A 25,261-nucleotide genomic window follows, 5' to 3' on the forward strand; every position below is an offset into this window, starting at 1 on the left:
GCGGGTTGGGTTGTTTATGGCTATCGCGCCCCATCGCGGATTCAAACAACGCTGGCTGGCCTATCTTCTGGTGCTGCCGCAGTTGGTGATTACCGCGATTTTTTTTCTTTGGCCGGCGGGGACCGCGCTGTGGTATTCGGTGCAGCGGGTGGACCCGTTCGGAATAGAGAATACCTTTGTCGGCCTGGATAATTTTGTCCAGCTGACACAGGATGAATATTATCTGGATTCCCTGGTCACGACGCTTATCTTCAGCGGCCTGGTGACCGGCATCGGCCTGCTGGTGGCGCTGTTGCTGGCGGCGCTGGTGGATTATGTGCTGCGCGGCAAACGTATTTACCAGACGCTGCTGCTATTGCCCTACGCGGTGGCGCCGGCGGTGGCTGCGGTATTATGGATGTTCCTGTTCAGCCCCGGGCTGGGGCTTATCGCCTATCTGCTTAATAATCTGGGGTATCACTGGAATCATGCGCAAAACAGCGGGCAGGCGATGTTCCTGGTGGTGCTGATCTCCATCTGGCAGCAGGTAAGCTATAACTTTTTGTTTTTCCTCGCCGCGCTGCAATCCATTCCGCGTTCACTGGTGGAGGCCGCAGCCATCGACGGCGCCGGCCCGGTACGGCGATTTATCGATTTATCGCTGCCGCTTATCACGCCGGTGAGCTTTTTCCTGCTGGTCATCAACCTGGTGTACGCTTTTTTCGATACCTTTCCGGTCATCGACGCGGCAACCGCCGGCGGGCCGGTGCAGGCCACCACTACCCTGATTTACAAAATCTACCGCGAGGGTTTTGCCGGCCTGGATCTCTCCAGTTCCGCCGCGCAGTCGGTGGTGCTGATGATGGTGGTGATTGTGCTGACGGTCATCCAGTTTCGTTTTGTCGAGCGTAAGGTGCGATATCAATGATAGAACATCGCCGCGGACTGGATATCTTCAGCCATTTAATACTGATACTAAGCGTTGCCGTTATTCTGCTGCCGTTATATATCGCGCTGGTGGCGGCCACCATGGACAACCGCCAGGTGTTCCAGGTGCCGTTGAGCCTGGTGCCGGGCAGCCATCTGTGGGAAAACATCCGCCATGTCTGGCAAGAGGGCGTGGGCAGCCAGGCGGTGCCGTTCAGCCGGCTGCTGTTCAATAGCTTGGTCATGGCGCTGGGAATCACCCTGGGCAAGATCAGCGTGTCGATGTTATCCGCCTACGCCATCGTTTATTTTCGCTTTCCATTGCGCAACCTGTTTTTCTGGCTGATCTTCATGACGCTGATGCTGCCGGTGGAAGTGCGTATTTTTCCCACCGTCGATGTGATAGCCAATCTGCATTTGCTTGATAGCTATACCGGCCTGACGTTGCCGTTGATGGCATCCGCCACCGCAACATTCCTGTTCCGCCAGTTCTTTATGACCATTCCCCATGAACTGCTGGAGGCGGCGCGCATCGACGGCGCCGGGCCGCTGCGGTTTTTGTGGGATATCCTGCTGCCGCTGTCGAAAACCAATCTGGCGGCGCTGTTTGTGATCATCTTTATCTACGGCTGGAACCAGTATCTGTGGCCGATCCTGATTATCAACAACAGCGCGATGGGCACCGCGGTGGCGGGCATCCGCAGCATGATCGCCAGCGGCGACAGCGCCACGCAATGGAATTATGTGATGGCGGCGATGCTGCTGACCATGATCCCGCCCCTGGCAATCGTATTGCTGATGCAGCGCTGGTTTGTGCGCGGCCTGGTTGATAGCGAGAAATAAAACATTATGGCGAGTTTGATTTTACAAGCGGTCGAAAAGACCTATGACGGCAAGACGTCGGTGATAGCGCCCTTAAACCTGGACGTGGCCGACGGGGAGTTTATCGTACTGGTCGGGCCTTCCGGCTGCGGCAAATCGACCCTGCTGCGCATGGTCGCGGGGCTGGAGAGCGTCAGCAGCGGCGATATTTATATTGATGGCGAACGGGTGACGGAGCGTGAACCTAAGGATCGCGGCATTGCCATGGTGTTTCAGAATTATGCGCTCTACCCCCATATGAGCGTCTATGACAATATGGCCTACGGCCTGAAAATTCGCGGTTTCGGCAAACAGCATATCCAACGGCTGGTGGAGCGCGTGGCGCAGATATTGGAACTTGGGGAACTGCTGAAACGCAAGCCGCGCGAACTGTCCGGCGGGCAGCGCCAGCGCGTGGCGATGGGGCGAGCGCTGGTGCGGGAGCCGGCGGTATTCCTGTTTGATGAGCCGTTATCCAATCTTGACGCCAAATTACGCACCCAGATGCGGCTGGAACTGCAAATACTGCATCGGCGGCTGAGGACCACCAGTCTGTATGTGACCCACGATCAGGTAGAGGCCATGACGCTGGCGGAGCGGGTGATCGTAATGAATAAGGGGCGGGTGGAGCAAATCGGCACCCCGACGGAGATTTATCGCCGCCCGGCATCGCTGTTTGTCGCCGGTTTTATGGGGTCTCCCGCCATGAATTTGCTGCCGGGACGCGTAAGCGAGGATGGCGGCAGCTTCCAGGTCAGCGGCGGCCCGTCGCTGCCCTTGCCCGCCGTCGGCGCGCAATGGCGCGGGCGCGAGTTGACCGCGGGTATCCGTCCGGAGCATATTGAACAGTCAGGGCGCGCAACTGACGGCCCGGCGCTGGAAATTATTTCACTTGAGCAACTGGGTGCGGATAACCTGGTCCATGGGCGCTGGGGTGGGCGTTCCATGGTGATACGACTGCCGCATGATGAGCAGCCCGCCATTGGGACGATACTTTATTTACGGTGTCCTGCCCATGCATGGCACTTTTTTGATCCCTTAAGCGGATCCCGGGTGGACTTATGACAAAAAACTGGCCTTATCCGACCATCGTCGCGCATCGCGGCGGCGGCTCGCTGGCACCTGAAAACACCCTGGCGGCCATTGATACCGGCGCACGCTATGGCCATAAAATGATTGAGCTGGATGCGAAGCTTTCAGCCGACGGACAGATTTTTTTATTGCATGACGATACGCTGGATCGTACCAGCAACGGCCATGGCATCGCCGGCCACTTTGCCTGGGACGATCTGGCGCTGCTGGATGCCGGGGCCTGGTTCAACGATAAGTTCCGCGGCGAACCCTTGCCGCTGCTGGCGGACGTTGCCGCCCGCTGCGAGCGGCATGGCCTGGCGGTGAATATCGAAATCAAACCCACCACCGGCACCGATATCGGCACCGGTCGGGCCGTGGCGCAGGCGGCGGTTCAGCTGTGGCAAGAGTGCGACGTACCGCCGCTGTTGTCCTCGTTTTCCGTCGACGCGCTGGCGGCCGCTTTGCAGGTTGCTCCCCAACTGCCGCGCGGGTTGTTGCTGCACTTTTGGGATGATAATTGGCCGCGGCTCGCCCAGGAACTCCAGTGCAGCGCGCTGCACCTGAATCATGAAGTGCTGACTGAAGAGCGGGTGGCGAAAATCACCGATGCCGGCCTGCATATCCTGGCTTATACCGTGAATAGCCCTTATAGAGCGCGCGCCCTGCTGAGCTGGGGGGTTGATACCCTGTGTACTGACCGGATTGATTTGATCGGGCCCAATTTTGCCAATAGCTAGCGCCACCTTTTAGCTATGCGGGCGCGCTGACGCCTGGCATGCTGACATCCTATATCCTGCGAACCGCCAGGCCGCCACCGGTAGGGTCCGCGGCATAAACCCGCACCAACCCGGGCTCCTCGCCTGACGACAGGCACCGCGAATTTCGCGCCGGGTTGACCCCTGGCTCAGGGATTTTGCTGCGGCTGTTTTAGCGGCGTGTTCTGCTGCGCCCGCTGACGATCGTTGTTAAGCTGCGATTGCAGCTGGCTGCGCTGCTGTTGCTGCTGGGCTTGCTGCTGTTGCTGCAAGCGGAGCTGCTGCTGCTGCGCGCTGGATTGCATCTGCTGTTTCAACTGTTGCTGGGCCGGGCTTTGCGCAAACGGATCGTTGCGCTGCGCGGGCGTGAGGGGTTTAACCGCCGCCGTAACCGCAAACGACGCCAGCATGACCGGCAGCAATAGCCAAAAATAGGTTTTCATGAGTGGCTCCGTGATGATGACTTTATCATTTTAACCGTTAAACGCGCCAAACGCAGGGTGAAGCGTGCGTATTTGCGTGCGGCGTCCCAGGTAAATATTGAAACTGCCGTTAAATTGGTTAATAAGTAAATAAATAAAACCATCAGGAAGAAAACCTTATGCCTATTCTTTCCTCCGGTCGCTTGTTGTCGCTGGTCCTTGCCCTGTTGCTGATCATGCCGCCTGCCGGCGCCGCGCCGTTGTCCTACGGCATTGAAAATGATATCCAGCATCCGGTGTATGCCCGGCACGGCATGGTTTCCACGGTAGACGAGACGGCAACGGGGGTGGGGTTGGATATCCTGCGCGCGGGCGGCAACGCGGTGGATGCGGCGGTGGCGGTAGGGTACGCGCTGGCGGTAACCCACCCGCAGGCGGGCAACCTGGGCGGCGGCGGTTTTATGCTGGTGCGCACGCGACAGGGCGAAACGGTGGCGATTGATTTTCGTGAAATGGCGCCGGCCGGGGCCACGCGCGATATGTTTATCGGCCCGGACGGCAACGCCGACAGCAAACGTTCGCTGACCAGTCCGCTGGCCTCCGGTACGCCGGGCACCGTCGCGGGTATGTCGCTGGCGCTGGACCGTTTCGGCACCCTGCCGCTGGCCCGGGTGATGCAGCCGGCCATTAAGCTGGCCCGGGAGGGGTTTAGCGTTGATAAGGCCCTGGCCGACGACCTGGCCTCTTATGGCAAAGAGGCGCTTATCAACCATCCGAACAGCAAGGCGGTATTTTTTAAAGCCGACGGCCAGCCCTATGCCGAGGGGGAGAGACTCAGCCAGCCGCAGCTGGCCCACAGCCTTACGCTTATCGCCGAGCAGGGGCCGCAGGCGTTCTATCAGGGCGCCATCGCTGATGAAATCGCCGCCGAGATGCAGCGTGACGGCGGGCTTATCGGCAAGGCCGATCTCGCCGCCTACCGGGCGGTGGCGCGCCAGCCGGTATCCGGCAGCTATCGGGGATATCAGGTCTTTTCCATGCCGCCGCCCTCCTCCGGCGGCATCCATATTATCCAGATCCTGAATATCCTGGAGAATTTTGACCTGGCGCATATGGGCGCCGGCAGCGCTGACGCCATCCAGGTGATGGCGGAGGCGATGAAATTCGCCTATGCCGATCGCTCGGAATATCTCGGCGATCCGGACTTCGTCAAGGTTCCGGTCCAGGCGCTGACCAGCAAGGCCTATGCCAAAACCCTGGCGCAGCGCATCGATGTCAACCGGGCCAATCCGTCGGTCACCATCAAGCCTGGCCAGTTGCAGCCCTACGAGAGCGATCAGACCACCCATTACTCGGTGGTGGATGGGCAGGGCAACGCGGTGGCGGTAACGTATACCCTCAACACGTATTTCGGCAGCGGCATCATGGCCGGCGACAGCGGCATTCTGCTCAATAACGAAATGGATGATTTTTCCGCCAAACCCGGCGTGCCGAATATGTATGGGCTGGTGGGCGGGGACGCCAACGCCGTCCAGGCCGGTAAGCGGCCGTTGTCCTCCATGTCGCCCACCATCGTGGTAAAGGACGGCAAGACCTGGCTGGTTACCGGCAGCCCCGGCGGCAGCCGCATTATCACCACCGTGCTGCAAATGCTGGTCAATACCATCGATTTTCAGATGAATGTCGCCGAGGCGAGCGCCGCGCCGCGGTTTCATCAGCAGTGGACCCCGGACGAGCTCCGGGTGGAAAAAGGCTTTAGCCCCGATACCCTCAAGCTGCTGGGCGAACGGGGACAGCACATCAAGGTCTTGCCGGTAATGGGCAGTACGCAGAGCATCATGGTGATGCCCGACGGCACGTTTACCGGCGCCTCGGACCCGCGCACCATTGATGACCTGACCGCCGGTTATTAACGCCGCCTTGGGGCGGCACAGGCTGGGGCCGGCGGCCGGTCTCCGCCTGTGTGCTCATTAAACATCCATCTGTAAACCCGATTAATCAAAATTATCTAAACGAATCCGCTAGAATAGCGCTTTGGTTTTACAGGATAGCCCAACGTGCCGCTGCTTATCATCACCACCATTTTATGGGCGTTTTCATTCAGCCTGATCGGCGTATACCTGGCCGGACAGGTCGACAGCTATTTTTCGGTGCTGGTGCGTCTTACGCTTGCGGCGCTGGTTTTCCTGCCGTTCTTGCGCTGGCGCGGCTACCGCGTCAAGCCGCTGCTGATGTATATGGCGATCGGCGCCTGCCAGTTGGGCATCATGTATATGATTAGCTACCGGGCCTATCTCTATCTTTCGGTGCCGGAATTTTTACTGTTTACCGTCATGACGCCCTTATACGTGACGCTGGTATACGACCTGCTGCGCCGTCGCCGGCTGCGCTGGGGATATGTGCTCAGCGCCATGCTGGCGGTGGCCGGCGCGGCTATCATCCGCTACGACGGCGTCAGTGCGCATTATTGGCACGGCCTGCTGCTGGTGCAGGCGGCCAATTTGATGTTCGCTATCGGCCAGGTGGGCTACAAACGGCTGATGGAGGTATACCCGATGCCGCAGCATACGGCGTTTTCCTGGTTTTACCTCGGTTCGTTTATCGTGGCGCTGGCGGGCTGGTGTCTGTTCGGCAATGCGCAGCAGTTGCCCGCCACCTCATTGCAATGGGGCGTGCTGATCTGGCTGGGGGTCGGCGCTTCGGCGCTGGGGTATTTTATGTGGAACTACGGCGCCACCCAGGTGGATGCGGGTACGCTCGGTATTATGAATAACTTTCATGTTCCCGCCGGCCTGCTGGTCAATTTCGCCATCTGGCAACAACAGCCGCACTGGCCGAGTTTTATCGTCGGCGCGTTGGTGATCATGGCGTCGCTGTGGGTTCACCGCCGCTGGATCGTTGGGCATCCCGCACATACGGCAAATGCGCGCAGGCATGCTGACGAGACGAGCGAATAAAGGCCTCGATGACGGGCTGGCGCTGCTCGCCGTCCCTGACCGCGGCGTAAAGCCGGCTCCACAGCCCTTTACCCAGGGTCTTGGTCACAATCAGTCCCTGGCGCTCAAAACTTTCCACCACCCAATGCGGCAGCGCGGCGATGCCCATGCGCGCCGACACCATCTGTATCAGCAGTAGGGTATTGTCCACGCTCTTGAGTACCGGACTTATGCCCGCCGGCTGCAGGAAATGCCGCCAGATATCCATACGCTGGCGCTGAACCGGGTAAATCATCAGCACTTCCTCGCTTAAATCCGCGGGCGCTATCCGCTCTTTTAACGCCAGCGGATGATCGGGCGCCAGCACCAGCCGCACTTCATAATCAAACATCGGCACATAAAACAGCCCGCTGCGCGGCAGGATATCCGAGGTCAGCACCAGGTCCAGCTCGCCCTGCTGCAGGGCGGGCTGCGGATCGAAGGTTACGCCCGAGCGAAAATCCACCAGTACCTGCGGCCATAGCTCGCGAAATTCGGTAAGCGCGGGCGTTAGCCATTGAATACAGCTATGGCACTCAATGGCCAGGCGCAGAGTGGTCTGGCGCGGCTCCAGGCAGTTTTGCAGCGCCTGCTGCACCTGGGGCAGGATTTGTTCGGCCAGCTGCAGCAGGATCTCGCCCTGAGGGGTAAAACGCAGCGGCTGGCTTTTGCGCACGAACAACCGGAAGCCCAGCCGCTGCTCCAGATCGCTGAACTGATGCGAGAGCGCGGATTGCGTCTGGTGAAGCTGCGCCGACGCGGCGGCCAGCGAGCCGCTGTTACGCAGCGCCTGCAGCGTGCGCAGATGTTTAAGTTCGATCATGAGGGTGTTTCACCTGGAAGTGAATAATTTGCGCTTGTGGATAATACAGTACATGGTGAATATGGATGTGTAAACATCCGGACGTCTAAATGGGAGAGAGCAATGGCAATTTTAAGTCACACACTGGGTTTTCCGCGCGTGGGCTTGCACCGCGAACTGAAAAAAGCGCAGGAAAGCTATTGGGCAGGGAAATCGTCGCAGCAGGACTTGCTGGCCGTGGGCCGCGAACTGCGCGCGCGCCACTGGCAACAGCAGAAAGATGCCGGCGTGGACCTGCTGCCGGTGGGCGATTTTGCCTGGTATGATCATGTTCTGACCACCAGCCTGATGTTGGATAATGTGCCGGCGCGCCATCGCGACGGCGCCAATGCGTCCGATCTTGATACCCTGTTTCGCATCGGCCGCGGCCGGGCGCCTACCGGTGAACCCGCCGCCGCCGCGGAAATGACCAAATGGTTTAATACTAATTATCACTATATGGTGCCGGAGTTTTCCCGCGGCCAATCTTTCCGCCTGGGCTGGACGCAACTGCTGGACGAAGTGGACGAAGCCCTGGCGCTGGGCCATAACGTCAAGCCGGTGCTGCTGGGGCCTGTCAGCTATCTGTGGCTGGGTAAGGTAAAGGGTGAAGCCTTCGACCGCCTGTCGCTGCTGACCGGAATATTGCCGGTGTATCGCCAGGTACTGGCGGAGCTGGCTAAACGCGGTATCGAATGGGTGCAAATCGACGAGCCGGCGCTGGTATTGGAACTGCCGCAGGCCTGGCGTGACGCCTATCAAACCGCCTATCAGGATTTGCAGGGATCGGTCAAGCTGCTGCTGACCACCTATTTCGACAGTATCGGCCACCATCTGGACCAGATTCGCGCGTTGCCGGTCCAGGGCCTGCATGTAGACCTGGTGGCGGGCAAGGATAATCTTGCTGTACTGCACGCGCAGTTGCCGGCGGACTGGCTGCTGTCGCTGGGCATCATCAACGGCCGCAACGTCTGGCGCGCCGACCTTGCCGCCTGCCTTGAGCGCATCCAGCCGCTGGCCGGCCAGCGCCCGCTATGGGTGGCAACCTCTTGTTCGCTGTTGCACAGCCCCATAGATTTAAGCGTCGAGACCCGTCTGGACGACGAAGTGAAAAGCTGGTTCGCCTTTGCCCTGCAAAAATGCGCCGAGCTGGGACTGCTGCGGGCGGCGCTGGCGCAGCCCGATGACGCGCATCTGCGGGAACTGGCGCAATACAGCCAGCCTATCCGCAATCGCCGGCATTCCAGCCGGGTCAATAATCAGCAGGTCAGCGCCCGCCTGGAAAAAATCACCGCGCAGGACAGCCGGCGCCAACAGCCTTATACGCAGCGCGCCCAGGTGCAGCGCCGGCGTTTTGACCTGCCGGCATGGCCGACCACTACCATAGGTTCATTCCCGCAAACCGCCGATATCCGCGGCCTGCGCCTGGACTTCAAACGCGGGCGCCTGGATAAAGCGCGTTACCGCACCGGGATTGGCGAGCATATTAAACACGCTATCGCCGAACAGGAACGCCTGGGGCTTGATGTGCTGGTGCACGGCGAGGCCGAGCGCAACGATATGGTGGAGTACTTCGGCGAGCATCTGGACGGCTTTGTCTTTACGCAAAACGGCTGGGTGCAAAGCTACGGCTCCCGCTGTGTAAAACCGCCGATTATCATCGGCGATATCAGCCGCCCGTCGCCCATCACCGTGGAATGGGCGCAATATGCCCAGTCGCTGACCGACAAGCCGGTGAAAGGCATGCTTACCGGTCCGGTGACCATCCTGTGCTGGTCGTTCCCGCGCGAGGATGTCAGCCGTAAGACGATTGCGCGCCAGATAGCTTTGGCGCTGCGCGATGAAGTGGCGGATTTGGAGCAGGCGGGCATCGGCATTATCCAGATCGACGAACCGGCGCTGCGTGAAGGGCTGCCGCTGCGGCAAAGCGAGTGGCCGGCCTACCTGGCATGGGCGGTGGAGGCCTTTCGTTTGAACGCCGCGGTGGCGCGCGACGGCACCCAGATCCATACCCATATGTGCTACTGCGAGTTTAACGACATCATGGATGCCATTGCGGCGCTGGACGCCGATGTGATCACCATCGAAACTTCGCGTTCGGATATGGAGCTGCTGGAAAGCTTTAAGGAATTTGATTATCCCAATGAAATCGGACCCGGCGTTTATGATATCCATTCCCCGAACGTGCCGAGCGAGGAGTGGATCGTCACGCTGCTGCGCAAGGCCGCCGAGCGTATTCCGGCGGAACGCCTGTGGGTCAATCCGGATTGCGGACTTAAAACCCGCGCCTGGCCGGAAACCCGCCAGTCACTGGCGAATATGGTCAGCGCCGCGAAACGACTGCGCGCCGAACAAAGATAAGCCAATTAAGAGGCGCCTTCCGGCGCCTTAATTTATTTCACGCCGTACTTATCAAACCATGCCAGCATACGCCGCCAGCCGTCGATGGCCGACGGCGCATGGTAACTGGCGCGGTAATCGGCATTAAACGCATGTCCCGCATCGGGGTAGACCATAATCTCCGCAACCGCGTTGGCGGCGCTGACCGCCTGGCGCATGGCATCAATACTCGCCTGCGGAATACTGGTATCCTGCCCGCCGTACAAACCCAGCACCGGCGCGGTGAGCTCCGCGGCGACATCCACCGGATGGCGTGGCGTAGTCAGGGTTTTGTCACCCACCAGTTTGCCATACCAGGCCGTCGCCGCCTTGAGCTGCGGATTATGGGCGGCATACAGCCACGCGATTCGCCCTCCCCAGCAAAAACCGGTGATCGCCAGGCGCCGGCTGTCGCCGCCATGGCGCGCCGCCCAATGCGCGGTATGATCCAAATCGGCCATCACCTGAGAATCCGGTACCTTGCTGACCAACTGTTGGAATAATGTAGGAATATCATCATAAGCGCTCGGATCGCCCTGGCGGAAATAAAGCTCCGGGGCCACGGCCAGATAGCCCTGTTTTGCCAGGCGGCGGCACAGGTCGCGGATATGCTCATGCACGCCAAAAATTTCCTGGACGACCAGCACTATCGGAAAGCGTTCGCCATCCCCGGCGGGACGCGCCATATAGGCCGGCATTTCCTTACCCTGGGTGGTAATCGTCGTCATGGCCGCAATCAGCCCGATGTCGTCGGTATGGATCGCAGAGGAAGCCGGTGTACCGGCGGCCGGCGCAAATCCGGCGCGGGAGGTTACCGAAGCGATGGTGTCGTCAGGAGTCATTGGGATACCTTGGTTATCCAGTGATTGCAGCCCTTATTATAGTCAAGTCGGCGGGTTATTGAACCGTCGAGAACGGCCATTTTTTTGCATGGAAAAGCTTTCTAAATAGGTGATAAATATCACGTCACCGGCGAAAAGAGCTTTTTTTTAAAGTTTTTATGGTTTTTGTTAGTTAAGGTCAGCTTGGTTTAACAGATAAGAATATTTTAAGTATTTAGTTTATCTATTGCTTCTGACAGGAATATTTCAATATGGTTAATATGGACACTGTATATATAAATCACCACCCCCCCGCCTTGGCGGATGGCTTTCTTCACCTCCGTGGATCACATTGCCTTGATAGATTAAAAAACAGCCTAAAAGAGATTGTGAATAGCGTAATAAGCATGGCCAATTCATTTTATTATATAAGCCAGATCGCCTTCGCTGCCGAACATTTATGTGAGCGAATGTATTTCCGTAAAATGTCAACTCTTATGAAATACGTAGGAAATGTGACTCATTTTTGCGCTAACGGGGGCCTTTTTATGCAGAAAATGCCGGCAATAGGCGGGTTCGCCCTAAATGCAACCGAGCATTATCCGGGCCATGGCCCTAGAAATCAGGATATGCCCCTTGTCGGCATGATTAAATTTATCACCCATAGCCATTTACCTGATCTTATTAATAGAATAGTAAACCCCGAACATGAGAAAGCATTTTGCGTCCCGTTGAGTATGGCCGAACTGGTGAGCAAGAGCACACATGATATTATCAATCTCGTTGAGAAAGAAAAAAACGACTATGAAAAAGGTCTGTTTTTTTTAAAAGCATTGCAGAAATCAGTGGCTTTTTTTATTCAAGCGAAAAATTTAATAGATAATATAGTGGCCGCATTCAAATTCCTAAGCGGTAAGATAAATACAGCTATTGAGCGTGCAGTTTTGACGATAAAAGATCTTATCATCAATCCTTTTTTTGATGCGCTGAAAAATATGACGCAAAAGATATTCCTCTTGCTCAGCCACCTTTTTATGCAGCCATCGAGGCAATGAAGATAATTTTGACGTGGTAATAATAACGCAACAAGTGAGTAGTTTATTTATATTCACGTACTAAAGTTTGCAGGATGAGACAAATTCTGCCGGGTGTTTTTACAATTTTAAAGGTTTTTTCATGACGATATCCATTGCCCATCTACCCCCACCGGTGGCGATCGGCGTAAACGCCGCCGCCGATAACGCCCCCAGCGGTTTGGCGGGTATGCTGAAAATGGTCAGGAACGGTGTCGACACCCTGTCCACCATTGCGCCACAACTGGTCACACTCATGCAAGGCGCGGCGCTCGGTTGCGCCGTTATCGGGCTCGGGTCCAGTCCCCTGGCCGCTTCATTCGCGGGAGCCGGGAGGGCATTCGTGATTGCGGGAACGGTAAGCGGTTCGATGGCTATCCTGGCCAAAGTCTATGATTATCTTGCCGACGCGGTGCAAAAAGGCGCATCGCCCCTACTGGAGGAAATAACCTCTTTCTCCCGGGAAACGTTATACCCTATGCTGCAAACCTGCCTTGATAAAGTGAGCGAGATGATGAATGTCGGCGCGGGAGTCGTTCGTGAGTACTTAGCGGCATGTATTAGTGAACATCCCATAATCAACTATCTGCTGATAACCTTCTCTATGTCCTAACGTGTTTGGGGAGGGGGATATAGAGCTGATTTCCCCGGCCGGTGAGCCTCCTTTCGGGGAATGGCTCTCTCTATAAATATCTCGGCCGGTTTGGGCGCCATTAATCTTACTTATATAGCGCCCAATAAAAATAGCATTAAATGAAAATTGTCTTTGACGAAAATGCAACGTTCATTCAAAGTGCTGCGCTTGAATTATATTCCGTATTCTCATTTTTTGCATTTCACTACCCAGAAAAAGGATATTTCCTTTTATGATAGCCAAGAAACTATTATCAGGAGTAATTAATAGCTATGTTAAAAGGGCAGGCCTTATCAAATTCCATGTCACGGGAGAATTGTCATGTATATCTCTGCCAGTCATTCCATGCCAGACAGTACTGTAGTCCCAAAAACCACTGAACAAAACAGCGGTCCGGGCAAAAAGATATTAGCCAAACGTGTTTTCGGGGTTAAAAACGCTCCGGAGGCCTCCGCCACCTCGCCCTTTACGGCCGTCGCCCGCTTCGCGCAAAAAATAGTTAACGCCAGCGGGCTGACGAAACTGGTCTCGGGGCTTGCCGGCGTCGGCAACGCGGTGGGGCGCCTGTTCGGTATCGGCCGCGAGGTCTCGTCAGTCGCGTCTTTGTTTGCTACAGGAATAAAAGTTGCGCAATACGGCGTCCAGAAACTGCTGTATGAGGTGATGTCCCTGATGAAAGAGCAGGCGTGGACCATAATCGGTACCTGGCTGAGGGGAATCATCGACGATGGGGGGCATATGACGCCTTATGAGGTCTTCGCCAGCCTGATTACGGCCATTCGGGACAATGAGAAAATGAAGCTATTGTTCCATGAGGTGGCGACGGCTTAGCCTGTCTCAGTGAATGTGACATGCCACCGGACAATGGCGGATAAAAAATGGATAATGTCGATATTATCTGCGTGCTAACATTTTATTCTCAGAGGTATCTGCCATGTCCGCTTCCGATGTCTTTCATCTTGGCCTGACGCATGCCGATCTGCGCGGCGCCACCTTGGCCATCATTCCCGGCGATCCGCAGCGGGTGGAGAAAATCGCCCGTTTGATGGACGATCCCGAGCCGCTGGCCAGCCACCGCGAATTCACCTCCTGGCGCGCGGGTCTTGCCGGTCAGACGGTGATTGTCTGTTCCACCGGCATCGGCGGCCCGTCCACCTCCATCGCCGTCGAGGAATTGGCGCAATTGGGCATCCGGACATTTTTGCGGGTGGGCACCACCGGCGCCATACAGCCGCAAATCCCGGTAGGGGATGTGCTGGTGACCACCGCCGCGGTGCGACTCGACGGCGCCAGCCTGCATTTCGCGCCCATGGAATATCCCGCGGTGGCCGATTTCGACTGTACCACCGCGCTGGTGACGGCGGCCCGGCGACTCGGGGCCGGGGTCCATATCGGCGTTACCGCCTCGTCGGATACTTTTTATCCGGGGCAGGAAAGGTATGACACCTTTTCGGGACGGGTGGTCAGCCGCTTCAAGGGGTCCATGCGCGAATGGCAGGAAATGGGGGTGATGAATTATGAAATGGAATCCGCTACCTTATTGACCATGTGCTCCACCCAGGGGTTACGCGCCGGCATGGTGGCGGGGGTGATCGTCAACCGCACCCAGCAGGAAATCCCCGACGCGTTGACGATGCAGCAAACGGAAAGCGCGGCGGTAAGCATTGTGGTCGAGGCCGCCCGGCTGCTGCTTGCCTGAGCCTTTTTCGCGGCCGGGATAAAGTTCCCGGTCGTTTGCCCCCGGTTTAATCTACCCGCGCTTTGTCATGGCATCATAGGATACAAACTCCCCCTACCGGTCTTCCCGGTACTTTACCGCCCTGCGCCAAGGGAGCCGCCTTGTCATTGGATGAAATCATTGCCCATACCACCGAATTTGTCCGCCAGCAGCAATTCTGGGCCATTCCGCTCGTGTTTATTCTCGCTTTTGGCGAATCCCTGGCGTTTTTATCGCTGCTGCTGCCCGCCACCGTCATTTTGCTGGCGCTGGGCGCGCTTATCGGCGAGGCCGGCATTGCTTTCTGGCCGGTCTATGCCGCGGCGGTGGCCGGGGGTTTTTTTGGCGACTGGCTCTCCTATTGGCTGGGATATCATTACCAGGAGCGGCTGGAGCATCTCTGGCCGTTTTCCCGGCATCCCCATATGCTGGCGCGCGGGCAGGCCTTTTTCGACCGCTGGGGTATCGCCGGCGCCTTTTTCGGGCGTTTTTTCGGCCCGCTGCGCGCGGTGGTGCCGTTGGTAGCCGGCATTTGCGGCATGCCCAGATTCTATTTCCAACTGGCCAATCTCGGCTCGGCCGCGGTCTGGGCTTTCGGCCTGCTGGCGCCCGGGGCGTTTGGCATCCAATGGCTTAGCCGCTTCATCGGCTGATAAAACCCGCTGGACATCTATACAGTTCGCCCTTAACGTGGCAGTCAGTATTGTTTTAGGCGGAGGTAACATGGATTTCAGCCTGTTTTACGGCCTGGGCGGCTTGGCAATCGGGGTGCTGGCCGGTCTGCTTATCGCCGCGACCCGTTATCAGCGGCAGCAGGGGCGCGCTGAGGCGGAGCTGCGCCTGCGCACGCAATCTCTGGCGACGGCGCAGCAGGAGGTGGAACGTGCGCAGGCCGCTTATCGCCAGTGCGAGCAGCAGCTGCGCGCCGCTGAGCGGGAGATGCGCGACCTGTACGGGCGTCTCGCCACCGCCGAGGAACGGCTGGCGCCGTTGGCGCACTGGCGCGGCGAATGCGAGCAACTGAACCAGGAACTGCGGGCACAGCGCGAGGTGAACAGCGCGCAGGAAGCGGAGCTGCGCGAAGTCACCATTCGCCTGGAGGAAACCCGTCTGGCCGCCGAGGAAAAACAGCGCCTGCTGGTCAACAGCGAGCAGCGGCTGGCGGCGCAGTTTGAAAACCTGGCCAACCGGATCTTCGAACAAAGCGGGCGTAAAGTGGATGAACTCAATCGGCAAAGCCTGGATTTGCTGCTTATGCCACTGCGCGAGCAGTTGGACGGCTTTCGCCGGCAGGTCCAGGACAGTTTCGGGCAGGAGGCGCGCGAGCGCCATACCCTCACCCATGAAATCCGCAGCCTGCAGCAGCTTAACGCCGAAATGGCGCGGGAAGCGGTTAACCTTACCCGCGCGTTGAAAGGCGATAACAAAACCCAGGGCAATTGGGGCGAGGTGGTATTGAGCCGGGTGCTGGAAGCCTCGGGACTGCGGGAAGGGTATGAATACCAGACCCAGGTGAATATCCAGGTCGATGCTGTCCACCGCATGCAGCCCGACGTGATCGTGCGCCTGCCGCAGGGCAAGGATGTGGTCATCGACGCCAAAATGTCCCTGGTGGCCTATGAACGTTTTTTCAACAGCGATGACGACCTGGAGCGCCAGGCCGCGCTGCTGGAGCATATCAATTCGCTGCGCGGGCACATGCGTTTGCTCGGCAGAAAAGATTACCAACAATTGCCTGGTTTACGCTCGCTGGATTATGTGTTGATGTTTATCCCCGTCGAACCGGCCTTTATGCTGGCTATAGATAAGCAGCCGGAGCTGATTGGCGAGGCGCTGAAGCAGAATATCATGCTCGTCAGCCCGACCACGCTGCTGGTGGCGCTGCGCACCATTAATAACCTGTGGCGCTATGAGCACCAGAGCCGCAACGCGCAGCATATTGCCGAGCGGGCGGCGCGGCTGTACGACAAAATGCGGCTGTTCGTCGACGATATGACCGCCGTCGGCCAAAGCCTGGACAAAGCGCAGGCAGTCTATCGCCAGGCCATGAATAAACTGGCGCAGGGGCGTGGTAATCTCATCAGCCAGGCTGAAGGATTCAGGGCGCTCGGCGTTGAAATCAAACGTCCGATCAATCCGGTCCTGGCGGAGGAATCCGGGCGCCAACCCTATACCGACCCGCCGGGGGAAGGGGCGGTCTCAGGGCTGTATGACGATGACGGCGCGCCGTCCGCGGACGAAGCGGGCGGGCGCGGCGGCGATCTGAAACCCGGCGGGGATGAATTAACGCCGCCGGTTGACGGGGACGCCCCGGCGGCGGAGACTTCGCACCGGGAGCAGGAAGAATACCCGCTCAGGTAGGGGGTGTCGGAGTGGGGCTTTCAGCCCGCTTCTGTTACACTTCTCTGATAACTGATCAAGCAGGGCATAAAAACATGGCAGATGAAGACCAGCGTGAAACGACCCATTTCGGCTTCCGCACCGTTGCTAAGGACGAGAAGGCGGTCATGGTGGCGGATGTCTTTCATTCCGTTGCGGCAAAATATGATTTGATGAATGACCTGATGTCGTTTGGCATCCACCGTCTGTGGAAACGTTTCGCCATTCATTGCAGCGGCGTGCGCCGCGGGCAGAAGGTTCTGGATCTGGCCGGCGGCACCGGCGATCTGACCGCCAAGTTTTCCCGCCTGGTGGGCGAGGAGGGCGAAGTGGTGCTGGCCGATATCAATGATTCCATGTTAAAGGTGGGCCGCGAAAAGCTGCGTAATAAAGGCATCATCGGCAACGTGCGCTATGTGCAGGCCAATGCCGAGGCATTGCCGTTCCCGGACGACACCTTCGATTGCATCACCATCTCGTTCGGATTGCGTAACGTGACCGAAAAAGAGCAGGCGCTGCGCTCCATGTACCGGGTGCTTAAGCCGGGCGGACGCCTGCTGATCCTGGAATTCTCCACGCCGTTGTTCAAGCCGTTGAACAAGGCCTACGACCTCTACTCCTTCCATGTCTTGCCGCGCATCGGCGAGATGGTGGCGCGCGACGCCGGCAGCTACCGTTACCTGGCCGAATCCATCCGCATGCATCCGGACCAGGAAACGCTGAAAGCCATGATGCTGGACGCCGGTTTTGACAGCGCCGAATATTTTAATATGACCGGAGGTATCGTTGCCCTGCATCGCGGTTACAAATTCTGATCGGGAAATGACATGCTGATGTTATTGATTACCGCAACGCTTGAAACCGCGCTGAAACGCCTGCTGTATAAAGATGGGTTTTTGAAGCCGGCACGCCAACGCCTGAAGGGCAAGGTGCTGCGCTTTGAGCTGGCCGAACTGGACAGCCCGGTTATCCTGGTGTTCGGCGAGAGCCAGGCGGATGTATTGGCCGCCTGGGACGGACCGGCCGACTGTACCGTCAGAACGCACTTCTCCGCCCTGCCGGCCCTGCGCCGGCGCCAGCAGTTGCCGTTATTAATCAAACAAGGCTCACTGGACGTAGACGGGGATTTGCAGGTGGTGCAGCAGTTTGTCGCGCTGCTGGACATGGCCGAGGTAGACCCGGCGGAGCTACTGGCGCCTTATGTGGGCGATATCGTCGCCGAAGGCTTGACACAAAAATTACGCGCCCATGCCTGCGGGCTGCGACGGCGTCTGGGCGAACAGCAAACCCGGCTGGGCCAGGCGGTAACCGAGGAGTGGCGCTTATCGCCTTCCTCCCTGGAGCTGGCGTGGTTCAGTGACGAAGTCGATGCGATAGACCGCGCTGGGGCCGCCTTAACGGCCCGCCTGGCAAAACTGGAGTCCGGCCGATGATTGTGGGAGAACTGCGTCGCCTTTATTTTATCGTGCGGGTGCTGCTCAGTTACGGGCTGGACGAGCTGATTCCCAAAATACGCCTCACCCTGCCGCTGCGCCTGGGACGCCGGCTGATATTCTGGCTTCCCAATGAGCATCTTGATGAGCCGTTGGGGGTCCGGTTGCGCCTGGCGCTTCAGGAACTGGGGCCGGTTTGGATCAAGTTCGGCCAGATGTTGTCGACCCGGCGTGATTTGTTTCCCCCGGTGATTGCCGATCAGCTGGCCATGCTGCAGGATCGGGTCAAGCCTTTCGACGGCGCGCTGGCGCGCCAGCATATTGAAAAAGCCATGGGACAGCCGCTGGAGGCCTGGTTCGATGATTTCGATCAGGTCGCCCTGGCATCGGCTTCTATTGCCCAGGTGCATACCGCGCGTTTAAAAGAAAACGGCAAAGAGGTGGTGATCAAAGTGATCCGCCCGGATATCATGCCGATGATCAAGGCCGATATGCGCCTGATGTACCGCCTGGCCAGCTGGCTGCCCCGGCTGTTGCCGGACGGCCGCCGCCTGCGGCCGGTGGAAGTGGTGCTGGAATATGAAAAAACCCTGCTTGATGAACTGAACCTGCTGCGCGAAACCGCCAACTGCATCCAGCTGCGGCGCAACTTCGAGAACAGTCCGATGCTGTATATCCCCGAGGTTTACCCGGATTATTGCAGTGAAACCATGATGGTGATGGAGCGCATCTACGGTGTGCCGGTTTCCGACGTGGCGGCGCTGGAAAAACAGGGAACCAATATGAAATTATTGGCGGAACGCGGCGTGCAGCTCTTCTTTACGCAGGTGTTTCGTGATAGTTTTTTTCATGCGGACATGCATCCCGGCAATATTTTCGTCAGTTTTGAACATCCGGACGACCCGCAGTATATCGGGATAGATTGCGGCATCGTCGGCTCGCTGAATAAAGAAGATAAGCGCTATCTGGCTGAGAATTTTATCGCTTTTTTCAATCGCGATTACCGTAAGGTGGCGGAACTCCATGTAGATTCGGGCTGGGTGCCGCCCGATACCAACGTGGAGGATTTTGAGTTTGCCATCCGTACCGTGTGTGAGCCCATATTCGAAAAACCCCTGGCGGATATTTCCTTCGGCCACGTCTTGCTGAATCTGTTCAACACCGCCCGGCGGTTTAATATGGAAGTGCAGCCGCAGCTGGTATTGCTGCAAAAAACGCTGCTCTACATTGAGGGTATCGGCCGCCAGCTTTATCCGCAGCTGGATTTATGGAAAACGGCCAAACCCTTCCTGGAAACCTGGATCAAGGATCAGGTGGGTATCCCGGCTATTTTGCGGGCGATGAAGGAAAAGGCGCCGTTCTGGGCGGAAAAACTGCCCGAACTGCCGGAACTGATTTATGAAGGATTCAAGCATCATAGATCGCTGCAAAAGAGCGTCGACAAGCTGACCGTCGAGCTAAAAGGACAGCACGTCCGGCAGGGGCAGGCGCGGTTTTTATTCGGTATCGGCGCCACGCTGCTGCTGTGCGGTACTTTTTTATTATCATTGGGTAACGAGATGTCATCGTTTCCCGCCTGGTTAATGGCTGCCGGCATAGTAAGCTGGATCGTTGGCTGGAAACGCACTGCGTAAATTTTGCGGGTCCGGCAAAATCCGGTAACTCGAATTAACCCCTAAACAGAGGTAATATCATGGGCGGCATCAGTATTTGGCAATTATTAATTATCGCGGTCATCGTGGTGCTGCTATTCGGCACCAACAAGCTGCGCGGCATGGGCGCGGATTTGGGCGCGTCCATCAAGGGCTTCAAAAAGGCCATGAACGATGATGACAAACCTGCTCCGCGGGACACGGATAAAACCGGCCAGGATGCTGACTTTGCGGCGAAGACCATCGCACAACCGCAGCAGCCTCAACCCCAGCAATCCCAGCCGCAGCCGCAGCAATCCCAGCCGCAGCCGCAGCAATCCCAGCCGCAGCCGCAGCAATCCCAGCCGGCGCAGCAACCCCTTCAGCCGCCGCCGCCGCGGCCGGACGAAACGGTAAACAAAGACAACAAGCAGGTATAAGCTGTGTTTGACATTGGATTTGGTGAGCTGGCCCTGGTGTTCGTGATTGGGCTTGTGGTTCTCGGCCCCGAGCGTTTGCCCGTGGCCGTGCGTACCGTGGTCGGTTGGGTCAGGGCGCTACGCTCGCTGGCCTCCACGGTACAAAACGAATTGAGCCAAGAGCTTAAGCTGCAGGAATTGCAGGACAGCCTGAAAAAAGTCGAGCAGGCCAGCAAGGATAACCTGTCGCCGGAACTGAAAGCCTCAATGGAAGAGCTGCGCGAAGCGGCCGATTCCATGAAAAAAAGCTTTCACAGCAAAATGGTTCCCGATAGCGAGACCACGCCCCAGACGATCCATAACCCGTTGATAACCGATCCGGAAGCGATTCATGACGGCGTGACGCCGGCGGAAGGCGCAACTCAAGCAGACGCGCCGCCGATGGCGCCGGCGGCGACACCCGGACCGATGACGGCCGAAGCGCCGACAACGCCCAAGCCGGCCCAGGCCGAAGCGCCGACAATGTCCCAGCCGGCCCAGGCCGAAGCGCCGACAATGTCCCAGCCGGCCCAGGCCGAAGCTCCGACAACGTCCAGGCCGGCCCAGGCCGAAGCACCGCCGGCGACGCCCACGCCGGCCAATAACGGCCCGTTCCCACATGATGCTACCCTGCTCCGGCACGGACAGGCTCCGGCGCCGGACAGCGCGGCCGCCCCCACACCCCTTAAAAATAATGATCGCGAATAATGGCCGTTGAAGATACCCAACCGCTTATCAGCCATTTAATCGAGCTGCGTAAGCGTTTACTGTACTGCATTCTCAGTGTGCTGGCGGTGTTCCTGGCGCTGGTCTATTTCGCCAATGATATCTATCAGATCGTTTCGGCACCTTTGATCAAACATTTGCCGGCCGGCGCCAGTATGATCGCAACCGATGTGGCGTCGCCGTTTTTTACGCCTATCAAGCTGACGATTATCGTTTCGGTATTTGCTTCCGCGCCCCTGCTGCTGTACCAGGTCTGGGCCTTTATCGCGCCGGCGTTATATAAGCATGAACGGCGTCTGATGATGCCGCTGCTGTTCTCCAGCACGCTGTTGTTTTATGCGGGCATGGCCTTTGCTTATTTTATCGTCTTTCCACTGGCCTTTAGCTTCTTTGCCCAAACCGCGCCGCGCGGGGTGTTGATCGCCACCGACATCAATAATTACCTCGATTTTGTCATGGCGCTGTTTATGGCCTTCGGCGTGTCGTTCCAGGTGCCGATAGCCATAGTGCTGTTATGCTGGACCGGCGTGGTCACACCCGACGATCTGAAGAAAAAACGGCCTTATGTACTGGTCGGCGCCTTTGTGGTCGGTATGCTCTTGACGCCGCCGGACGTTTTTTCCCAAACGCTGCTGGCGATCCCGATGTACCTGCTGTTTGAAATCGGCCTTTTTTGCGCCCGGTTTTACGTCGGCAAAGGACGGCGCGGCCAGGAGGGCACATCGGACGACAATACCGAAGATCCCCAGGATGGGGACTAAGCGTCGTTTGTCAGCTTCTGAACCGCCCTTTCGGGCGGTTCTGGTTTTAAACAGAATAATCTAAACGCCGCCAGCGTCACGGACGGCGTTATTCAGGAGAAAGACTATGAGCACTGTATTTGGCAACTTCCCCCATCGCCGCCTGCGCAGGGTGAGGCGCTATGATTTCAGCCGCCGCCTGGTGGCGGAAAACCATCTGTCCGTCAATGATCTGATTTATCCGGTATTTGTCATGGAAGGCAAACAGCGCCAGCAGGAAGTGCCGTCCATGCCGGGAGTGTATCGCATGACGCTTGATCTGCTGATCAAGGAAGCGGAAGCGGTGGCCAAGCTGGGTGTGCCGGTGCTGTCGTTGTTTCCGGTTATTGAAGCGCCCTACAAATCGCTGCTGGCGGAAGAAGCCTATAATCCCGAGGGCCTGATTCCGCGCACTATCCGCGCGCTGAAAGACGCGGTACCGGAATTGGGGCTGCTGACCGACGTCGCGCTGGATCCCTACACGACCCATGGCCAGGACGGCATCATCGACGACCAGGGTTATGTGATTAACGACATCACCAAGGAAATCCTGGTGCGCCAGGCGTTGTGTCACGCCGAAGCGGGCGCGGAAATCGTCGCGCCCAGCGATATGATGGATGGGCGCATCGGCGCGATACGCGAAAAATTCGAGCAGCAGGGATTAGTCAACAATCAGATCATGGCGTATTCGGCGAAATATGCGTCTTGCTATTACGGCCCGTTTCGCGATGCGGTAGGCTCAAGCGCCAACCTGAAGGGTGGCGATAAAAAAACCTATCAAATGGATCCGGCCAATAGCGACGAAGCGTTGCAGGAAGTGGCGCAGGACCTGCAGGAAGGCGCCGATATGGTGATGGTGAAACCGGGCATGCCTTATCTGGATATGATACATCGGGTGAAGGAAACCTTCGGCGTGCCGACCTTTGCCTATCAGGTGTCCGGCGAGTACGCCATGCATATGGCGGCGATCCAGAACGGCTGGCTGCAGGAAAAACCGGCCATCATGGAATCGCTGCTGTGCTTCAAGCGCGCCGGCGCCGACGGTATCCTGACCTACTTCTCCAAACGCGTCGCCCAATGGCTGCATGACGATCACCTGAGGCGCTGAATAAACAAGCCGCTCCTTCGCAACGCGTCAGCGGGCGGCTTAGTCCTCAGGGGCTAATTCCCGGCGGTTTATCAGGCTACAAAATCTTTTGAAACTGTTTGTTGTCTATGCTTTGACAGACCTGTTTGTTGAGGAAATTGAGCAGCAGCATGGAGCGCGCTTCGCCGTCGGGCTCGCTATAAATCGCCTGGAGTCCTTCGAAGACGCCATCGGTAATCACGACCAGATCGCCGACATACGGCGTTTGCGGGTCGGTCACCCCTTCGTAGGCATGATCGCGCAGTTCCTCGATAACCTCGGCCGCAATGGTCACCGGCAGGTTGCCGAAACGCACGAAATGGCTCACGCCGCGGGTGGCGCTGATGGTGGTGGTATGGATACGTTCCGGATCAAACTCAATAAACAGATAGTTGGGAAACAACGGTTCGTTGACGGTCGTGCGTTTGCCGCGGACGATTTTTTCCAGGGTGACCATTGGACTCATACACGCCACCGCCTGTCTTTCCAAGTGCTCTTTCGCCCTCATCATCTGGCCGCGTTTACAATACAATAAATACCATGCTTCCATAATCTGATGCACCCCTATCTCCGGTGGCCCAGCATAACAAAGGCCCCCCTAAATAAACAGCGTGACATTATTATAGGCCGCAGCGCGCGGCGCATAAAAAAACAGCATATTTACCATCAATTTTGACAAAAGGGCGGCATGGCTGTTAAACAGACTTTATAATGCAAATATAACCCGGCATCCGATGACGCTATGAAATACCGAGACTTGCGCGATTTTTTATCCTTGCTGGAACAGCGGGGAGAATTGAAACGAATCACCCTGCCCATTGATCCCTATTTGGAAATGACGGAAATCGCCGACCGTACCCTGCGCGCGGGCGGGCCGGCGCTGCTGTTTGAACACCCCAAAGGCTATGCCATGCCGGTGCTGTGCAATCTGTTCGGCACGCCGGAACGGGTGGCGCTGGGCATGGGCCAGGAGAGCGTGGCGGCGCTCAGGGAGGTGGGGGAACTCCTGGCCTTCCTGAAAGAACCGGAGCCGCCAAAAGGCTTTCGCGATCTGCTGGATAAGGCGCCGAAATTCCGCCAGGTGCTGAATATGCCGACCAAACGGCTTAGCTCCGCGCCGTGCCAGGAGCAAATCTGGCAGGGCCAGGATGTCGATCTCGGCCGTATTCCCATTATGCACTGCTGGCCGGGCGACGTGGCGCCGCTTATCACCTGGGGCCTGACGGTCACCCGCGGACCGCACAAGGAACGCCAGAACCTGGGCATTTACCGCCAGCAGGTGCTGGGTAAAAACAAAGTCATCATGCGCTGGCTGTCGCATCGCGGCGGCGCGCTGGACTTCCAGGAATGGCGCGCGGCCCATCCGGGCGAACGCTTTCCGGTGGCGGTGGCGCTGGGCGCCGATCCGGCCACCATCCTGGCCGCCGTCACGCCGGTGCCCGACAGTCTGTCCGAATATGCGTTCGCCGGCCTGCTGCGCGGCTATAAGACCGAGGTGGTAAAGTGCATCTCCTGCGATCTCGAGGTGCCCGCCAGCGCCGAAATCGTGCTGGAAGGATATCTTGAACCGGGTGAAACGGCTCCCGAAGGCCCTTATGGCGATCACACCGGCTATTATAACGAAGTGGATGAGTTCCCGGTATTCACCATTACCCATATCACCCAGCGGCGGAACGCCATTTATCATTCCACCTACACCGGCCGGCCGCCGGATGAACCGGCGGTCATGGGCGTGGCGCTTAACGAAGTCTTCGTTCCCATTTTACAAAAACAGTTTCCGGAAATCGTCGATTTTTACCTGCCGCCCGAAGGCTGTTCCTACCGCCTGGCGGTAGTAACCATCAAGAAACAATATGCGGGCCATGCCAAACGGGTCATGATGGGGGTGTGGTCGTTTCTGCGTCAATTCATGTATACCAAATTTGTCATCGTATGCGATGATGATATCAACGCGCGTAACTGGCAGGATGTTATCTGGGCCATCACGACCCGGATGGACCCCGCGCGCGATACGGTGTTAATGGAAAATACGCCGATAGATTACCTGGATTTTGCCTCGCCGGTTTCCGGATTGGGTTCAAAAATGGGAATGGACGCCACCAACAAATGGCCGGGGGAAACTTCGCGCGAGTGGGGCACCCCGATTCGCATGGACGACGGGGTTCGCGCCCGCGTTGATGCGTTGTGGGACGAACTGGCCATATTAAAAGACAGTGGTAAAGGGCGATGATAGTTACAGCCCTCCATTCCATTTTGCTTATTAGCCCGACA

Annotated in this window: 25 protein-coding genes; 21 read left to right on the plus strand and 4 right to left on the minus strand. The window is 57.6% G+C overall.

Features of this window, described 5'->3' with window-relative positions; genetic code table 11:
• Positions 1-16 precede the first annotated feature (16 nt).
• The 4 genes from ugpA to ugpQ are packed head-to-tail and all read left to right on the plus strand — an operon-like array spanning position 17 to position 3,578.
• Complete coding sequence (gene ugpA / locus ACL2XN_RS18970; protein ID WP_410013081.1) at positions 17-907, plus strand: sn-glycerol-3-phosphate ABC transporter permease UgpA; 891 nt, start codon at positions 17-19, stop codon at positions 905-907.
• The gene (gene ugpE, locus ACL2XN_RS18975) at positions 904-1,749 is read left to right on the plus strand and encodes a sn-glycerol-3-phosphate ABC transporter permease UgpE (RefSeq protein WP_410013082.1); all 846 of its coding nucleotides are present in this window, start codon (positions 904-906) and stop codon (positions 1,747-1,749) included. Before ugpA ends, ugpE begins: the two co-directional genes overlap by 4 nt.
• Positions 1,750-1,755: 6 nt before the next feature.
• Positions 1,756-2,832 (plus strand): sn-glycerol-3-phosphate import ATP-binding protein UgpC, encoded by a 1,077-nt coding sequence (locus tag ACL2XN_RS18980; protein ID WP_413721648.1) that lies wholly within the window; start codon positions 1,756-1,758, stop codon positions 2,830-2,832.
• Positions 2,829-3,578: a glycerophosphodiester phosphodiesterase gene (ugpQ, locus tag ACL2XN_RS18985; RefSeq protein ID WP_410013084.1), complete on the plus strand. Its 750-nt coding sequence runs from the start codon at positions 2,829-2,831 to the stop codon at positions 3,576-3,578. Before ACL2XN_RS18980 ends, ugpQ begins: the two co-directional genes overlap by 4 nt.
• Positions 3,579-3,745: 167 nt before the next feature.
• On the opposite strand, the gene ACL2XN_RS18990 is transcribed toward ugpQ, so the two are convergent.
• Positions 3,746-4,039 (minus strand): DUF2756 domain-containing protein, encoded by a 294-nt coding sequence (locus ACL2XN_RS18990; RefSeq protein WP_410013085.1) that lies wholly within the window; start codon positions 4,037-4,039, stop codon positions 3,746-3,748.
• 215 nt (positions 4,040-4,254) lie between these two features.
• On the opposite strand from ACL2XN_RS18990, the gene ggt reads away from it, so the two are divergent.
• Both ggt and ACL2XN_RS19000 read left to right on the plus strand, forming a co-directional pair.
• On the plus strand, positions 4,255-5,931 hold the full coding sequence (gene ggt, locus ACL2XN_RS18995) for a gamma-glutamyltransferase (RefSeq protein ID WP_413730997.1): 1,677 nt from the start codon (positions 4,255-4,257) through the stop codon (positions 5,929-5,931).
• Positions 5,932-6,075: 144 nt separating this feature from the next.
• Positions 6,076-6,975 carry a carboxylate/amino acid/amine transporter gene (locus ACL2XN_RS19000; RefSeq protein WP_413729255.1) on the plus strand — a complete coding sequence of 300 codons (900 nt, stop codon included), beginning with the start codon at positions 6,076-6,078 and terminating at the stop codon, positions 6,973-6,975.
• Here the strand turns inward: ACL2XN_RS19000 and metR are convergent.
• Entirely contained in the window at positions 6,881-7,816 is a 936-nt protein-coding gene (metR, locus tag ACL2XN_RS19005) for an HTH-type transcriptional regulator MetR (protein WP_410013087.1), read from the minus strand. The genes ACL2XN_RS19000 and metR overlap by 95 nt on opposite strands.
• A 102-nt stretch (positions 7,817-7,918) precedes the next feature.
• Between metR and metE the strand changes: the two genes are divergently transcribed.
• Positions 7,919-10,195 carry a 5-methyltetrahydropteroyltriglutamate--homocysteine S-methyltransferase gene (gene metE, locus ACL2XN_RS19010; protein ID WP_413729256.1) on the plus strand — a complete coding sequence of 759 codons (2,277 nt, stop codon included), beginning with the start codon at positions 7,919-7,921 and terminating at the stop codon, positions 10,193-10,195.
• 32 nt (positions 10,196-10,227) lie between these two features.
• Here metE and ACL2XN_RS19015 read toward each other — a convergent pair whose 3' ends face one another.
• Entirely contained in the window at positions 10,228-11,055 is an 828-nt protein-coding gene (locus tag ACL2XN_RS19015) for a dienelactone hydrolase family protein (protein ID WP_410013089.1), read from the minus strand.
• Between the two features lie 251 nt (positions 11,056-11,306).
• On the opposite strand from ACL2XN_RS19015, the gene ACL2XN_RS19020 reads away from it, so the two are divergent.
• The 13 genes from ACL2XN_RS19020 (at position 11,307) to hemB (ending at position 22,972) form a co-directional block, all read left to right on the plus strand.
• Complete coding sequence (locus ACL2XN_RS19020) at positions 11,307-12,089, plus strand: hypothetical protein (protein WP_413727532.1); 783 nt, start codon at positions 11,307-11,309, stop codon at positions 12,087-12,089.
• A gap of 121 nt (positions 12,090-12,210) precedes the next feature.
• Positions 12,211-12,720, plus strand: a complete 510-nt coding sequence (locus ACL2XN_RS19025) for a hypothetical protein (protein ID WP_413721643.1) — start codon at positions 12,211-12,213, stop codon at positions 12,718-12,720.
• 342 nt (positions 12,721-13,062) lie between these two features.
• Complete coding sequence (locus tag ACL2XN_RS19030; protein ID WP_413727533.1) at positions 13,063-13,572, plus strand: hypothetical protein; 510 nt, start codon at positions 13,063-13,065, stop codon at positions 13,570-13,572.
• A 103-nt stretch (positions 13,573-13,675) separates the two neighbouring features.
• Positions 13,676-14,440, plus strand: coding sequence for a uridine phosphorylase (gene udp / locus ACL2XN_RS19035; RefSeq protein ID WP_410013093.1), 765 nt, complete (start codon positions 13,676-13,678; stop codon positions 14,438-14,440).
• Between the two features lie 140 nt (positions 14,441-14,580).
• Positions 14,581-15,111, plus strand: coding sequence for a DedA family protein (locus ACL2XN_RS19040; protein WP_410013094.1), 531 nt, complete (start codon positions 14,581-14,583; stop codon positions 15,109-15,111).
• A gap of 70 nt (positions 15,112-15,181) precedes the next feature.
• A complete protein-coding gene (gene rmuC / locus ACL2XN_RS19045) occupies positions 15,182-16,819 on the plus strand; it encodes a DNA recombination protein RmuC (RefSeq protein ID WP_413729257.1) in 1,638 nt (545 codons plus the stop codon).
• A gap of 74 nt (positions 16,820-16,893) precedes the next feature.
• Positions 16,894-17,652: a bifunctional demethylmenaquinone methyltransferase/2-methoxy-6-polyprenyl-1,4-benzoquinol methylase UbiE gene (gene ubiE / locus ACL2XN_RS19050; protein WP_331120775.1), complete on the plus strand. Its 759-nt coding sequence runs from the start codon at positions 16,894-16,896 to the stop codon at positions 17,650-17,652.
• Positions 17,653-17,664: 12 nt separating this feature from the next.
• Positions 17,665-18,270 carry a ubiquinone biosynthesis protein UbiJ gene (gene ubiJ / locus ACL2XN_RS19055; protein WP_413721640.1) on the plus strand — a complete coding sequence of 202 codons (606 nt, stop codon included), beginning with the start codon at positions 17,665-17,667 and terminating at the stop codon, positions 18,268-18,270.
• Positions 18,267-19,904: a ubiquinone biosynthesis regulatory protein kinase UbiB gene (gene ubiB / locus ACL2XN_RS19060; protein WP_410013097.1), complete on the plus strand. Its 1,638-nt coding sequence runs from the start codon at positions 18,267-18,269 to the stop codon at positions 19,902-19,904. The genes ubiJ and ubiB overlap by 4 nt, the downstream gene beginning before the upstream one ends.
• Positions 19,905-19,963: 59 nt before the next feature.
• On the plus strand, positions 19,964-20,341 hold the full coding sequence (tatA, locus tag ACL2XN_RS19065) for a Sec-independent protein translocase subunit TatA (RefSeq protein WP_413729258.1): 378 nt from the start codon (positions 19,964-19,966) through the stop codon (positions 20,339-20,341).
• A gap of 3 nt (positions 20,342-20,344) precedes the next feature.
• Complete coding sequence (tatB, locus tag ACL2XN_RS19070) at positions 20,345-21,067, plus strand: Sec-independent protein translocase protein TatB (RefSeq protein WP_413729260.1); 723 nt, start codon at positions 20,345-20,347, stop codon at positions 21,065-21,067.
• Positions 21,067-21,846: a Sec-independent protein translocase subunit TatC gene (gene tatC / locus ACL2XN_RS19075; RefSeq protein ID WP_410013099.1), complete on the plus strand. Its 780-nt coding sequence runs from the start codon at positions 21,067-21,069 to the stop codon at positions 21,844-21,846. Before tatB ends, tatC begins: the two co-directional genes overlap by 1 nt.
• 106 nt (positions 21,847-21,952) lie before the next feature.
• Entirely contained in the window at positions 21,953-22,972 is a 1,020-nt protein-coding gene (hemB, locus tag ACL2XN_RS19080; protein ID WP_410013100.1) for a porphobilinogen synthase, read from the plus strand.
• A gap of 76 nt (positions 22,973-23,048) precedes the next feature.
• On the opposite strand, the gene rfaH is transcribed toward hemB, so the two are convergent.
• Positions 23,049-23,540, minus strand: coding sequence for a transcription/translation regulatory transformer protein RfaH (gene rfaH, locus ACL2XN_RS19085; RefSeq protein ID WP_410016697.1), 492 nt, complete (start codon positions 23,538-23,540; stop codon positions 23,049-23,051).
• Between the two features lie 192 nt (positions 23,541-23,732).
• Here rfaH and ubiD point away from each other — a divergent pair, with 192 nt between their 5' ends.
• Positions 23,733-25,220 (plus strand): 4-hydroxy-3-polyprenylbenzoate decarboxylase, encoded by a 1,488-nt coding sequence (gene ubiD / locus ACL2XN_RS19090; RefSeq protein ID WP_410013101.1) that lies wholly within the window; start codon positions 23,733-23,735, stop codon positions 25,218-25,220.
• Positions 25,221-25,261: the final 41 nt, after the last annotated feature.

This window comes from Sodalis sp. RH22, from assembly GCF_047324165.1.
Classification (GTDB): Bacteria; Pseudomonadota; Gammaproteobacteria; order Enterobacterales; family Enterobacteriaceae; genus Acerihabitans.